The organism is Sphaerospermopsis torques-reginae ITEP-024 (genome assembly GCF_019598945.1).
Lineage (GTDB): Bacteria > Cyanobacteriota > Cyanobacteriia > Cyanobacteriales > Nostocaceae > Sphaerospermopsis.
The window spans coordinates 2,405,384-2,418,448 of sequence record NZ_CP080598.1 but is presented as its reverse complement, the minus strand read 5'-3'; the positions used below and the strand labels follow the sequence as shown (position 1 = coordinate 2,418,448).

Below are 13,065 nucleotides of genomic sequence, written 5' to 3'. Positions count from 1 at the left end.
ACTTTTGACTTAATAGTTCACATTTAATACTTCATTTAATTATTGAGGGTAATCATGCCACAAACTTTAAATCACAACTTCAAAAACCAATCTTATTCAGATGAACTTGATCAAGAAGTTCTCACCGTCCAAACTCCAGCTATTACCACCGATGATTGGTCTCATACTACCAAAGACCTACTTGATAGCTTACCTCAAGTTTGGACAAGAGGATTACTATACTTCCTGATTGTGTTTGTATCTATAATTTTGCCCTGGGCGATGTTGTCGCGGGTAGATGAAACAGGTGTAGCTAGAGGAAGATTAGAACCCCAAGGTAAAACAGTCAGACTAGATGCACCTGTTGCTGGAACCGTGGCGGAAATTCAAGTCAAAGTAGGTGATGTAGTAAAAGCTGGACAGACTTTGTTGGTACTAGAATCAGAATTAGTTAAAGCTGAGTTACAACAAGGAAAAAACCGATTGGAAGGCCAATTAAATAGGTTAGCACAGTTAAAGTTATTGCAGAATCAGTTAACCCTAACTTTGGCAACTCAGCGACAACAAAATCAATCTCAAGAGTTAGAGAAACTGTCTCAAATCAACCAAGCAAAAGTAAATTTGAATGCAATTAAAAGTGCATCTAATTTACAGAAAGAGGAAAAATTATCCCAAGTCAATCAAGCAAAGCAAAGTGTTGAATACAGTAAAACGGCTTACACATTAATCGCAAGTCGTTTAGCAAGTAGCCAACGGGAAGTTAATCGGTATCATCAGTTGTGGAAACAAGGAGTTATCCCAGAAACTACCGTTGTAGAAAAGCAAGATATAGCTCAAGAACAAAAAAGATTGTATAAACAAAGTAAGTCAGAAATTCAACAAGCTAAGTTAAGGTTAGCAGAACAACAAAGTAGTTATCAACGCACTATTCGCCAATTTAATGCAGATATTCAACAGGCTCAATTACGGCTCAATGAACAAGAAAATGGTTACAAAACATTGACACATTCTGGTAAATTGGCGGTACTAAAAACCGAGGAACAACTAAAAAACATAGACACTGAAATTACTACCCTCAATGCAGAAATTGCTCAAACAAAGAACCAAATTCAGTCTTTAGAATTTCAAATTAATCAACGAGTTTTAAAAGCCAACATTAGTGGTACTTTATTTCAGTTGCCAATTGAAAAAGCAGGTTCTGTAGTCCAGCCCGGTACAATGGTTGCAGAAATCGCTCCTATAGGTTCTCCTTTAATAGTTAGAGCGCAAATGGCCACAACTGAGAGTGGTTCTTTACGCAAGGGATTACCAGTAAAACTCAAATTTGATGCCTATCCTTTCCAAGACTATGGAGTTATTTCTGGTGAATTAATAGAGATTTCTCCTACTACCACAGAAATGGATACACCTAATGGCAAAGTAGCAGCTTACAATTTAGAAATTGCCATTAATCAAGATTGTATTCCTTCTCAGAAGAAATGTATACCTTTGAATCCTGGGGATACAGCAACGGCTGAGGTAATTGTGCGTCAGCGTCGGATTATTGATTTTATACTTGATCCCTTTAAGCAGTTACAGCAGGGGGGTGTCAAGTTGTAGACATTTCATTTTTTGTTGTATTTTTCACGTTCTCAGAGGATGTTTTAAAAGTCCTCATCTGTCAAAAATCTTGAGATCCCCCCTAGCCCCCCTTAATAAGGGGGGAACTGTAATCAAAGTCCTTATTAATAAGGGAATAACTGTAATTAAACGTGAGTTCGACAAAATTGATAAAACCCCTCTCCAAACCTCTCCCCTAAAAGGAGAGAGGCTTAAAAACATAATCTTATATTGCCAATTAAGTGTTAAACTGCCCCTCTCCGCGTCGGAGAGGGGTTGGGGAGAGGTTAATTGAACTGACGTTAATTAAAGTCCTTTTTAATAAGGGGATAACTCTAATCAAAGTCCCCCTTAAAAAGGGGGATTTAGGGGTATCTCAATACGAGTTTATCTTTTACCAACATTCTCTGAAATTTCATCTAATTTAAGGAGCGCATCATGTCACAACCTATCACAATCACTAAAGAAGATATTTTTCAACAAGTCAAGCTTTCCCTGCAAATTCCTGAGCTAGTAGAGCAGATTGTCAGCCGTAAGATTATCTTAGCAGCGGCTGAGGAAGCGGGAATCAAAGTAGAAGTTGAAGAATTACAAAAAGCAGCGGATTTTTTGCGCTTAACAAATAAACTCACCAGTGCTGAGGATACTTATAAATGGTTAGAGAAGCATGGTTTATCTGTAGATGATTTTGAAGAGATTATATATACAAACTTAATTAGTGGTAAGTTAACTCAACATTTATTTGCCGATAAAATCGAGCCGTATTTCTTTGAGAACCAGCTAAATTATGCTGGTGTGGTGATGTATGAAGTGGTGTTAGAAGATGAAGATTTAGCGATAGAACTTTTTTACGCCATTAAAGAAGGGGAGATGAGTTTTTATGATGTGGCGCACCAATATATTCAGGATGTAGAATTGCGGCGGAAAGGGGGATATTTGGGTGTATTGCGTCGCCAGGATTTAAAGCCAGAAATATCTGCTGCTGTATTTGCAGCCAATCCCCCCCAGGTGATTAAACCTATTATTACAGCTAAGGGTGTGCGTTTGATTTTTGTGGAGGAGATTATAAAGCCGGAATTGAATGATGAGTTACATCTTCAAATTGGTACTGAGTTACTTGGTGAGTGGATACACAAACAGGCTGAAGTAGTAAAAATAATCCATAAATGACAATGGAAATGTCTTGATTTCTTGCTGCCATTAGTTATCGTGGCGTTGATGAAAGTTACAGCCAAGGTTGCTAGAGCTTTATTCATACTACAAACAAACATGCAACACTATTCTCGTTAATTCTCATTCCCATATTGAGTATGAATATGGGAATTAATTATCGGATCATCTAACAACTTGCCCAGCCATTTTTAACCCAGAAGCAGCTTCTGGAATATAAGTAGTTTGGGACTTTTGTACTTGATCATATAGTTTCTCGGCTTTTTTTAACTCCAGTAAACGCATCTCACTCCATTTAACCAACGCCGAATTTCTCAAATAATGGGCTAATTTATGGAGTCGCTCGACTGCTGATATAGCAAGTTCATCCATCTCTACCGAGGCTAAGTAGCAATCACAGGCAATATCTATATCACCGAGTTTCTCATGGCACTGACCAGCCATAAACCAAGCAATTGCTGTTCCTGGAGGTCCAAGTCGAGCAGCAGAACGATATATCTTGGCGGCTTCCTCAAATTTACTTTGGTTAATTAAAATTTCTCCCAATTGAAGGTGGTACTTAGAATACAATGGTTCCATTTGAACCATTTTCTGTGATCTTTCTTCAGCAAGTTCAAAATTTCCTAGCCATGATGCTTCCTTAACACGACTTTCAAATACGGTAGTCAAATTTTCATGAGCAAGCATTCGTTCTTGATCATTTGTACTTTCTTCAGTCAATTCTTCCGCAAGAGACTGACATAAATTCATCTGTTGAACAACTTCTTGTTTATCTCCTTGCAACAGGTGAACAAAAACGGCCGCACGAATATAGACACTTTGTAAGCGTTTCTGCTCAAAATTATTAAGTAAAGGTTTCAAATGATCTAGCGTCTTACTAGTTTCATTTACCCAATACTCAGTAGCTTTCAAATTTCTAAAGGTTTTAGCATATAATGCTACTAGACTATTTGCACTGCCAAATCGCTCATGACTATCTAAAGGAGCTTGCTTAGCAATTGTCTCAAATTCTTTAATATTATCTAAGTTACCAGCATCAGGCTGTATCATTAGATTTGATATAGCTCGTTGCAAAGCTAAATTAGCCAAAATATTACTGCTGGCAATATCTGACTCACATAGTTGTGGCACATATTGTAAAACCGCTTTATGAAGGCATAAACTAGATAAAAGACTAATAACTCGGCTTTGAATAATAGGAGCCAATTCTTGGTAATTAGTTAAATAATCACATAAAGTATTCCACCGTTCAGTTCTTAATTCATCAGCAAGATCAAGTGGGTTAGTAACTTGATATTTAAATAGGCGATATTCTCTAATTAATGATTCTCTAAATGAGATAGGGTGAATAAGAGTAACAGGAGCACCTATAATAGTATTTCCAACCATTTGAGAATAGGCGTAACTTATTCCATATACGTGCCAAGGAGCAGTATTAACATCTCCCATGTCTAAATATGGGCGATTTATCCAAGTAATGAAAGAATCATTGAGTGAAGGTATAAACATAGTTTTGTAATCCTTAATTCAAGCACATTAGATATAATTTTCCTTGAGAATACTCTGCTGATTTAACTTTTTTAATCTAGCGGTGATTAATTAAAGAGGAAAAACATCAAAACGAATGATAAAGAGATGCAGTTGCTAAAAAAACCATGAATTTTTGGAGACGTTCTAGATAACGTCTCCAGGGTTTAATCTTAGCGATTAATGTAGGAAGTATTCAATTAAAGTGAAATCAAAGTTCCACCAGAACATTTCCACCAACAACAACAAGCAAGACCACCACGCAGAGACTTAAAAGCAACAATGGCTTCGGGATTACCCTTTTCAGCTTCGGCTTTGAGGTATATAATTTCGGAATCAGTTTTTAGGTTAGTAATCTTAACATCAGCCATTAGAGTTGTTCCTCCATTTATTTCTTGAACAATCAAACCCAAGGTTTAAAACCTCGATTGATAGCAGTGTATGAAACTAAAACACTTATGTCTAGATATTTTCCCAAAATAAAATTGACAAAATAGTTACAGCTTTGTCACTACAATTTACGCAATTGTAACGATATATTACATAAAACAGCCGCAATTAAGGCTTGAAGTCACACAATATACAAATAAACGGACAAAATACGGAATTATAGCCCAGAAAAAAGTGACAAAATTGTTATAGTTATGTCCCGAATTTGCAATTGATAAAACCTGAACAACCTACAAAAAACCAGGATAAGGCAAAATCTTTCCCTGAGTCAATTTAAATTCCACCACCTGCCAATTAATTTTAATTTACAAATTTTGCGATCTTATTTAACGCTTTACAAACATTGCTCGATAAACTGGTTCACCTTTATTTTGTGTGGCAATTTCCCTTTCTGTAGGCACAGGAAGCGGATTTTCTGCTAACCATTTTTCCGTTCCCATTTTTGCAAATGCTGGATTTTCTTGGAAGCGATCGCACATTTCCACAGCAATAAATTCCTGATCAGATTGCAAAAATACCACCCCACCCACAGCCATATATTTAGCTAAATCTTCAACTAATTCTGGTTGTACCACCCTACGTTTAGCATGACGACTTTTAAACCAAGGATCAGGAAATTGAATTGTCACCCGTTGTAAAATCCCTGGTTGTAAAGTAGATAAAATTGGACTCAAAGAATTATTCACATTACAAAATAAATAATGTAAATTAGTTAAACCCAACTCAGAAACTATCCTATTTGCTTCTATAACTAAAGGTTCTCTAATTTCCAAACCCAAAAAATTCCAGTTTGTTTCTACCTGTGCCATCTGTAATAAAAACCTACCCCTCGCACATCCAATATCTAAATGTAAGGGTTGCTGATATTGTGCATAGATTTTTTCCCATGCTGGGGGATCAACAGGGGTTTGAAATTTTCTTGCTAATGGGTTAACGTGCTGACGAACTCGAATCACAGCCATAATAAATACTCCTGTAACCAAAATTCAAGTAAAAAATCTCAACATAAATGTATACAAATATTAAGTCTAACTGTTATCACGCAGTCAGACAAAGCAAAAGGTATACTTTAAAAAAAGAGATCATCATTCAGGTATTAATTAATGATCAAACATAAGCCACGCCATAGGTCAACAATATATATTTGATAATTCTGATTTATCAAACGTTCTCACTCCTGACTCCTGCTTTTAACATTTTTTTAAATCAATGGATATCAACTTTCGTTTTGCTATAGTTAGTGACTTACACATTGCACAACCCCATACAATTTGGGATCATCCTAACCGATTTCATTTAGTGGAAGTAAGTATTTCCGCCTTTGAAAGTGTACTAGAACATTTAACACAACTTGATTTAGACTTTCTGCTGATTCCCGGAGACTTAACCCAACACGGTGAACCAGAAAATCATGCGTGGTTAGCAAACAGACTTTCTCAACTACCTTTTCCGGTGTATGTTATTCCTGGTAATCATGATGTTCCCGTATTATCAGCAAACGAGCAATCCATAGGTTTTGCAGATTTTCCCCATTATTACCGCAAGTTTGGTTATGAAAACCCACACCAACCTTACTACAATTGTCAAATCTTGCCCAGAGTGCGGCTAATAGGTTTAAATTCTAACACCTTTGATGAGCATGGTAAACAAATCGGGCGTTTAGATCAGCAGCAGTTTCAGTGGTTAGAAACAGAACTAGCAAAAATTAACAATGAGTTAGTTTTGGTGATGGTGCATCACAACGTTGTCGAACATTTGCCAGATCAATCAAATCATCCAATGGCAAACCGTTATATGCTAGAAAATGCCCCAGAACTTTTAAAGTTACTGCGTAAACATGGAGTGAGATTAGTCTTTACCGGACATTTGCACGTTCAAGATGTAGCTTGTGGTGATGGAGTCTATGATATTACCACTGGTTCATTAGTTAGTTATCCCCATCCTTACCGTGTTTTAGAATTTGAACGAGATCATCTAGGTAAGGAATGGTTACAAATAGTTTCTCATCGTGTGGAATCAGTACCAGATTTCCCCAACTTGCAAGAATCATCAAAACAATGGATGGGCGATCGCTCTTTCCCCTTCCTGATCAAATTACTCACCCTACCCCCCCTAAATCTACCATTGGCACATGCACAACAACTAGCCCCAGATTTGCGAGATTTTTGGGCAACTATCGCCGATGGGGATGGAGTAATAGACTATCCCAACTTTCCTTTAGAAGTCCGTCGTTACATTCAAAAATACGGTGCTATTACTCACAGTGGACATCCCAGCCCAATTGATAATAACAGTAAGCTTTTGCTTGGTAATTGGTAATTGGTAATTGGTAATTGGTAATTGGTAATTGGTAATTGGTAATATTTAAAAATCTTCCCCAGTCACCAGTCACCAGTATGTAGGTTGGGTTGACGCAAGGAAACCCAACATTTACAAAATGATGAAGGTTTTTGTTGGGTTGCGCTGTCGCTTAACCTAACCTATAATTTTTATTGATTAGATTGATTTTGTCCCAACCAATTTTCCAAATCTGTAACTACAGAAAAATCTAACAAATCTTCAGCTAATGTTTCTATTTGTTCTCTAGTTAACCCTTCAATTTTTGGTAATAACTCTTGAGGAACTGCACCAAAACGACGGTTTAATAGTCGCATAACAAGGTTTCTTTCTGCATCTTCTTTCCATTCTCTAATTGCTCTAGGTTCTTCGGTTGGCATTAACATAGCTTCTATTTCCTCTCTAGTCAATTTAGTTAACTTGTAAACAATTATCTTCGTCACTAAATCTAGTATGGCTTGTTGTTCTAGATTCGCAACCTCTGTATTTTTGGCTTTGTCTATTAAAAATTTAGCCGCTTCTACCGCTTTACTTTCAGGAGTTGTAGTTAATAACATTAACCCTATTCCTAAAGGTTGGTTTTCTAAATCTCCTAACTCATCCAAATAGATTCTTTTAACTTTGTAACTGTCTACCAATACATCATGAATCTGGTAATTAGATGGTTCTAAACTCCGGGATGGAAAAATTATCACACCATACCAGTTATCATACCTCACTTTACTACGATAGAGAAATATCATTAGTTCCGTAAAGAACCGATGATACAAATCTTGATCATCTTGAAACTGCACTTCGGCGAAAAATACTATTTTCGGATTATCATGATCTGGAGGTAAAAATACTCCATCAATTCTAAATGCTGTTTCTTTGACTTCAATAGAATCAAATTGATATTCTGCTGCTGTGGGTGGTTTCTCGTCTACCAGTTCAAAAATTAAACTGGGAAATTGTTTGAATAATTGATAAAAAATTGTATCCCGTCTCATGGTAGATGCTATTTCTCCTTATTTATTAAACACTTTGAAAATATCAAACGACTTTTTCCGGTTCTTTACATCCTGTTAATATAAGATTGATAATAAACAAACTGATAAATAGGGGTTGCTGAGAAAGTCTTTCCGTGAAGACAGGGAACTCTTAACAGGGAACAGGGAACAGTTTCAGCTATCTGTCATCCCCAAATTTTTGGGTTTGCGATCCCCAAAATGCACGGTTTTTCAGGTATACCCTTCAAAACCCTTGCACTTTTTTCCTCTTTATCAACAGTTCGACAAGCTCACTGACCACCTGTAACCCTTGATATATCTGGGTTTTACATTTATTCAGCAAGCCCTAAATAACAACCACCGATAACTTTTCATAATGGCAATTTTGGGAATATTTAATCATCACTTGTAGTATACTATACTTTAGTGTAATTATTGTATAATTTTTTTGTAAATAATCGTTCCCAGTCTCTGACTGGGAACGAGACATAATCACCTGTCACCTTCTGCGGCAAATTGCAAAAACTGAAGTATAACCGTGGAGGAAAGTTCTGCCACTCACAGGACCGATTTCACCACTACAGAAACAACCACCCATAGGGATGTCATGAAAATAACTACTAAATAACTGGGAATCAAAATTGGGTTTTCCGTAAAGTCCAGTACCACGTCCCACACAACTAAACATTAACGCCCCTAAAGCAGAGGATGAATTGCTATTTTGAGCTTGATATTCTTGCAAGAGAAATTCTAATTCTTCAGCAGAAGCTTGAGCATCCCGCAGGTGAAATTGTAACCTTTGACCAGGACGAATGCGATCGCCAATAGCGATCGCTCCAGCGACTGGATCTACTCCTAGTAAGTTGCGAATGAGAAAATCACCTTGCTTTAAAGAAAGCTTAAACTCATCCATTGCCAACCCCACAAACAAAGAATGCTGCGCCAGCATTTTTTCCTCATCACTGAGGCTATCAATTAAATTCCGCAACACCGTCAAAGGAACTTGTTCATCCAACTCCAAAATAATATTGCGTTCAGCCTTAGTCACCTGTAATGGTTCACCAATAGGACGGCATCCTTGAGCGACAACACTTTCCAGCACAATATCACCACTCAAAGCCACACCCACAGTACCTTGACGATAGAGACGACCATTACAAAATAAGCCGATGCGATCGCTGCCAAAACCTCCGCCGACCTGTCCCCCCACAACCACCGAACCAGGGTAAGCAAAATCCAAGCCCTGCAACAAATCATTAGTTCCTGAAGAAAAAGCACTAGACAACAAAATAAACTGGGGTACAGATGATGGTGGCACACCCACTAAATCAATCCAAGCATTTGGTGAGCTATCCAAATCAGGCAACTGATCACCCAAAATATGAAAAGCGCGAACATCAACACCAGGAAGATGCGCCAACGTCAAACTAATCGCCGCTTCCCCTTCTATTTCCTGAATTTGGTTTTTTGATTTCGTCCCCACCACACCCGCAGCACCACAACCAATCAGCACTGGTACAGACAGCTTTTCTGCCAGCAATGGTAAAAGTCGGGAATACTCACTCGCAAAAGCAGACGAAATGAATACCAGCCCCAGATCCGCAGGTGCTGTTAAAGATGAAACAGCTTGTTCTACCACATCTGAAATAGCTGCTTCCAAAGAATGACGGGTTGATAGGGCATTTGCCCACTGCATTTGATCTGCCATGATTGCTGGACTTGTTTTTGTGTTGAAGCTAGTAGTTTGTGTTATCCAGGGAGATATTGCATCTTATCAGAATTGACAAGCTGAATGGGGCGTTTACTGGACGGAACTCCTATATTCATTTAAATATTAAATATATTGTATGCTTCTTTTTCGGTAGTTATACGCTGCCAAATCTTAAAACATTAAGAGAAATCCGGGTATAGTTGTGGTAATTTGCTGTATTAGTAAGCGATGATCAGGATCGCAGTTTAACTGAGCTAGTCAGTGGTTAGAATAGTAAGCGAACATTAAAGCAAAAACCGCAATTTTTGATTCTCTCTACTTAGTATAAACAAAACCCAGCGAGATTAACGCAATGACAAACACTCAAGAAACAACCAACACCATTGAAGAAAAAATTCAAGCTGAAGTTGAACAAGCTCGCGCTGTCTGTGATATTTCCGGCAGCAACTCCGCAGAATGCGCTGCTGCTTGGGATGCAGTCGAAGAATTGCAAGCGGAAGCTTCCCACCAGCGTCAAAATAAACCCAAAACCTCTTTAGAAAAATATTGTGATGCTAACCCAGAAGCAGATGAGTGTCGGCTTTACGAGGACTAGAGATTTAGCTAATCACTCTTAACTAAGGCAGGAGGTAGGAGGCCTTTATTGTCATGGGGTTTATACCCCCCTCCAAAAACTTTTCTCCTTAAATAGCGTTAGCGTAGCCGCACGAAGTCCGGTTTTAGACCCGATTGTTTTGATCATCTCTCAAATCACTGGTTATAAACCTGATCAGGGGACAAATCAAGTCAAAAGTCAAAAGTCAAAATTACAAAACTTCTGTCTTTTGCCTTTTGCTTGTTGCCTCCTTTAGCGAAGGTAGGAGGCAGGAAACTGATAGCTGACGGCTGAATACTTACAAAATCAACCTTAATTCTACGGTATTAACTAATAAAAACTATGCCACAAATTTGGTTTCGCCCCTATGTCTGGATGGATTATAGATTAGCATTATTATTTAGCTTAATTATTCCCCTGATTCTTCTAATTTGGGCATTTGTACAAAAAGCAGATAGTATACAACGCTTACTAATGATTTACTGGCGAGTAGCAAGTTTATTAGCCATCACAGTTTACTTAATGATTGGTGGGTTGGCAGTCAGTTTTATCTCTGGTTTAATGGCTCGTATTCTCATTCCTATTTCTCTTTGGTTTTGGGTTGATATCAACGATGAAATTGAGTATCAACCGAAAAGTCCTTTAAAGCTGACTTTCACATCTTGGCGCTGGGCAATGACGATTTATTCCCTTTTAGGTGTAATTGGTTTTGCACCTTTCTTAAGTTGTGCCTTTTCAGAAAATGCCCTCAAATCTAACTACTGTAGAGTTTGGTTAGAAGCACCATTAATGTTTAAAGACTATTTCCATTATAATAGCAAACCAGCCTTTCTTGGGTTTTTGGGCATAATTGGCTTAGTAATTTATGTAGTTTATCTCAGCTATTTTGTATTAGTGAAACTAGGTAAAAATGGCAGAAACGCCACACAGTAGTAACATATTAAATAAGGCAGAGGCAGGAAGCTTAGTTGAGGGGGATTTATACCCCGATACCAAAACTTTTCCCCTGAAAAGGCTAGGTTTTCAACCCGATTGTTTCGTATAAAGAAATAAATTCTGCCGTTTAATTGTTTATTTAATGTTAGTAATGCAAATATTCAATTAACTTGTAAAATGTTCTTTTGATGAATAATTCCATTGGTAAAAGACTAGAACAATACACCGTCAAACGACCTCAAGAAGTTCTATTAGTAACCATCAATATTGCTGATGAACAAGATAAAATTGCTGTTTTCAAGGGATTTTCTAGTTCTTTGATGCGTCCCACAGCTTTTGATCCAGATGTACCGATATTACCAGATGATGCCATAATTGTAGCTATTGACCGCATAGCCAGTCCTTATAATCCTGAATCTCCCCGTTATATTCAACAAGGTATTTCTTGGGAAGCTATGGAAGCTTTGTTATTGGAGGTAGGAGTGTAGGAGGTAGGGGAAGCAGGGGAAGCAGGGGAAGCAGGGGAGGAAAAGGAAGTTAATAACCCAATCACCAATTACCAATTATCAATTATCAATTATCAATTATCAATTATCATGTCTCGTTCTGGTTACACTCTCCCTGTTTTTGCCTGTGCTGCTGCTGTTGCGGCTTTACATTGGTTGCGTCATCATCAACCATTGAATGTAGTTAATATTGACTTAATTACACCTGCTGAAATTGTAGAAATACTGATTGAGCAAGTAGCGGGAATATCGGAAAATACAGCTTTAGCTATTACTCGCAGTGATCCGGGTGATAATCTAGACTTAACAAAAAATACACCAATTTGGGCAACAGTAGAATGGTATACGGGAGATGGTGAAAGTGTTATTATTAAAGGCGGAGAAGGAATTGGTAAACAATTAAATAATGAAAATCAAGCAGCGATTTATACTTATGCCCAAAATTTAATCAAAGAAAACCTACAGCGACTTTTAGCACCAGGGGAAAAAATCATCGTCACAATTATTTTACCAGAAGGGCGATCGCTGGCTGTGAGAACTTCTAACGCTGCTTTTGGTGTAGTTGAAGGACTTTCTTTATTAGGAACAAGCGGTATTTCCCAACCTTTAAGCACACCAGATCAACTAACAGCTTTTCGCAGTGATTTACAAAATAAAGCTAGTGAGTTTCAAAGTTTAGTTTTTTGTATTGGCGAAAATGGTTTAGACTTAGCACAAAAATGGGGAATAAACCCGCAACAACTAGTAAAAACCGCCAACTGGTTAGGACCTTTATTAGTCGAAGCAAATCTTTTAGGAGTCAAAGAAATCTTATTATTTGGTTATCACGGTAAACTAATGAAATTAGCAGGGGGAATTTTTCACACCCATCACCACCTAGCAGATGGCCGACGGGAAATTTTAGCTGCCCATTGTGCGATCGCCAGTTTACCAGCTTTAGAGATAAATAGAGTATTTCACAGTCCCACCGCAGAAGCAGCTTTAAAACATCTCCGAGACTTAGATAGCAAAACTGCTAGTAACTGGACTGCTCAAATTTATAGCAGCATTGCCGAAACCATTGATATTCGCTCTCAAGAATATATTAAAAGTCATAGTGACCGAGATATTAACACCACAGTATGCGGTTCTGTGCTTTTTGATCGCAACCGAGAAATTATCATCAAGAGTAAAACTGGTTGTGTCCTAATGGAAAAATTATGTTAACTTAATATGAATAATCTTAAATAAAGCAAATAAATAATTTTTGTATACCTACTGTAGATT

At 37.6% G+C, this 13,065-nt stretch carries 12 protein-coding genes; 7 read left to right on the top strand and 5 right to left on the bottom strand.

Translation table 11 applies throughout. The annotated features are described in order from the left end of the window. Positions 1-54 precede the first annotated feature (54 nt). The gene (locus K2F26_RS11330; RefSeq protein ID WP_220611554.1) at positions 55-1,578 is read left to right on the top strand and encodes a beta-barrel domain-containing protein; all 1,524 of its coding nucleotides are present in this window, start codon (positions 55-57) and stop codon (positions 1,576-1,578) included. A gap of 438 nt (positions 1,579-2,016) precedes the next feature. Next, positions 2,017-2,748: a peptidylprolyl isomerase gene (locus tag K2F26_RS11325; protein ID WP_220611553.1), complete on the top strand. Its 732-nt coding sequence runs from the start codon at positions 2,017-2,019 to the stop codon at positions 2,746-2,748. 165 nt (positions 2,749-2,913) lie between these two features. On the opposite strand, the gene K2F26_RS11320 is transcribed toward K2F26_RS11325, so the two are convergent. The 3 genes from K2F26_RS11320 to trmB form a co-directional block, all read right to left on the bottom strand. Next, positions 2,914-4,257 carry a tetratricopeptide repeat protein gene (locus tag K2F26_RS11320; RefSeq protein ID WP_220611552.1) on the bottom strand — a complete coding sequence of 448 codons (1,344 nt, stop codon included), beginning with the start codon at positions 4,255-4,257 and terminating at the stop codon, positions 2,914-2,916. Between the two features lie 218 nt (positions 4,258-4,475). Continuing rightward, positions 4,476-4,646, bottom strand: coding sequence for a hypothetical protein (locus tag K2F26_RS11315; RefSeq protein ID WP_220611551.1), 171 nt, complete (start codon positions 4,644-4,646; stop codon positions 4,476-4,478). A 405-nt stretch (positions 4,647-5,051) separates the two neighbouring features. Continuing rightward, on the bottom strand, positions 5,052-5,687 hold the full coding sequence (gene trmB, locus K2F26_RS11310; RefSeq protein WP_220611550.1) for a tRNA (guanosine(46)-N7)-methyltransferase TrmB: 636 nt from the start codon (positions 5,685-5,687) through the stop codon (positions 5,052-5,054). Between the two features lie 247 nt (positions 5,688-5,934). Between trmB and K2F26_RS11305 the strand changes: the two genes are divergently transcribed. Continuing rightward, positions 5,935-7,044 carry a metallophosphoesterase family protein gene (locus K2F26_RS11305; RefSeq protein ID WP_220611549.1) on the top strand — a complete coding sequence of 370 codons (1,110 nt, stop codon included), beginning with the start codon at positions 5,935-5,937 and terminating at the stop codon, positions 7,042-7,044. Between the two features lie 170 nt (positions 7,045-7,214). Here K2F26_RS11305 and K2F26_RS11300 read toward each other — a convergent pair whose 3' ends face one another. Together K2F26_RS11300 and K2F26_RS11295 are read right to left on the bottom strand one after the other, a co-directional pair. Then, positions 7,215-8,051 carry a DUF2887 domain-containing protein gene (locus K2F26_RS11300; protein WP_220611548.1) on the bottom strand — a complete coding sequence of 279 codons (837 nt, stop codon included), beginning with the start codon at positions 8,049-8,051 and terminating at the stop codon, positions 7,215-7,217. Positions 8,052-8,550: 499 nt separating this feature from the next. Beyond that, positions 8,551-9,759, bottom strand: coding sequence for an FIST signal transduction protein (locus tag K2F26_RS11295; RefSeq protein WP_220611547.1), 1,209 nt, complete (start codon positions 9,757-9,759; stop codon positions 8,551-8,553). Between the two features lie 355 nt (positions 9,760-10,114). Here K2F26_RS11295 and K2F26_RS11290 point away from each other — a divergent pair, with 355 nt between their 5' ends. The 4 genes from K2F26_RS11290 to cbiD all read left to right on the top strand — a co-directional run bounded on the left by K2F26_RS11290 (position 10,115) and on the right by cbiD (position 13,005). Then, complete coding sequence (locus K2F26_RS11290; RefSeq protein WP_220611546.1) at positions 10,115-10,357, top strand: Calvin cycle protein CP12; 243 nt, start codon at positions 10,115-10,117, stop codon at positions 10,355-10,357. A 342-nt stretch (positions 10,358-10,699) separates the two neighbouring features. Continuing rightward, positions 10,700-11,290 carry a DUF3177 family protein gene (locus K2F26_RS11285; protein WP_220611545.1) on the top strand — a complete coding sequence of 197 codons (591 nt, stop codon included), beginning with the start codon at positions 10,700-10,702 and terminating at the stop codon, positions 11,288-11,290. A gap of 191 nt (positions 11,291-11,481) precedes the next feature. Beyond that, positions 11,482-11,781 (top strand): DUF7734 family protein, encoded by a 300-nt coding sequence (locus tag K2F26_RS11280; protein ID WP_096568287.1) that lies wholly within the window; start codon positions 11,482-11,484, stop codon positions 11,779-11,781. A 108-nt stretch (positions 11,782-11,889) separates the two neighbouring features. Further along, positions 11,890-13,005: a cobalt-precorrin-5B (C(1))-methyltransferase CbiD gene (gene cbiD, locus K2F26_RS11275; RefSeq protein ID WP_220611544.1), complete on the top strand. Its 1,116-nt coding sequence runs from the start codon at positions 11,890-11,892 to the stop codon at positions 13,003-13,005. Positions 13,006-13,065 lie beyond the last annotated feature (60 nt).

What these genes read in the sequence shown, in the direction of transcription:
- cbiD (WP_220611544.1), top strand. Translation starts at nt 11,890, where the DNA reads ATGTCTCGTTCTGGTTACACTCTCCCTGTTTTTGCCTGTGCTGCTGCT.
- trmB (WP_220611550.1), bottom strand. Translation starts at nt 5,687, where the DNA reads ATGGCTGTGATTCGAGTTCGTCAGCACGTTAACCCATTAGCAAGAAAA.
- K2F26_RS11315 (WP_220611551.1), bottom strand. Translation starts at nt 4,646, where the DNA reads ATGGCTGATGTTAAGATTACTAACCTAAAAACTGATTCCGAAATTATA.
- K2F26_RS11295 (WP_220611547.1), bottom strand. Translation starts at nt 9,759, where the DNA reads ATGGCAGATCAAATGCAGTGGGCAAATGCCCTATCAACCCGTCATTCT.
- K2F26_RS11300 (WP_220611548.1), bottom strand. Translation starts at nt 8,051, where the DNA reads ATGAGACGGGATACAATTTTTTATCAATTATTCAAACAATTTCCCAGT.
- K2F26_RS11305 (WP_220611549.1), top strand. Translation starts at nt 5,935, where the DNA reads ATGGATATCAACTTTCGTTTTGCTATAGTTAGTGACTTACACATTGCA.
- K2F26_RS11330 (WP_220611554.1), top strand. Translation starts at nt 55, where the DNA reads ATGCCACAAACTTTAAATCACAACTTCAAAAACCAATCTTATTCAGAT.
- K2F26_RS11325 (WP_220611553.1), top strand. Translation starts at nt 2,017, where the DNA reads ATGTCACAACCTATCACAATCACTAAAGAAGATATTTTTCAACAAGTC.
- K2F26_RS11320 (WP_220611552.1), bottom strand. Translation starts at nt 4,257, where the DNA reads ATGTTTATACCTTCACTCAATGATTCTTTCATTACTTGGATAAATCGC.
- K2F26_RS11290 (WP_220611546.1), top strand. Translation starts at nt 10,115, where the DNA reads ATGACAAACACTCAAGAAACAACCAACACCATTGAAGAAAAAATTCAA.
- K2F26_RS11285 (WP_220611545.1), top strand. Translation starts at nt 10,700, where the DNA reads ATGCCACAAATTTGGTTTCGCCCCTATGTCTGGATGGATTATAGATTA.
- K2F26_RS11280 (WP_096568287.1), top strand. Translation starts at nt 11,482, where the DNA reads ATGAATAATTCCATTGGTAAAAGACTAGAACAATACACCGTCAAACGA.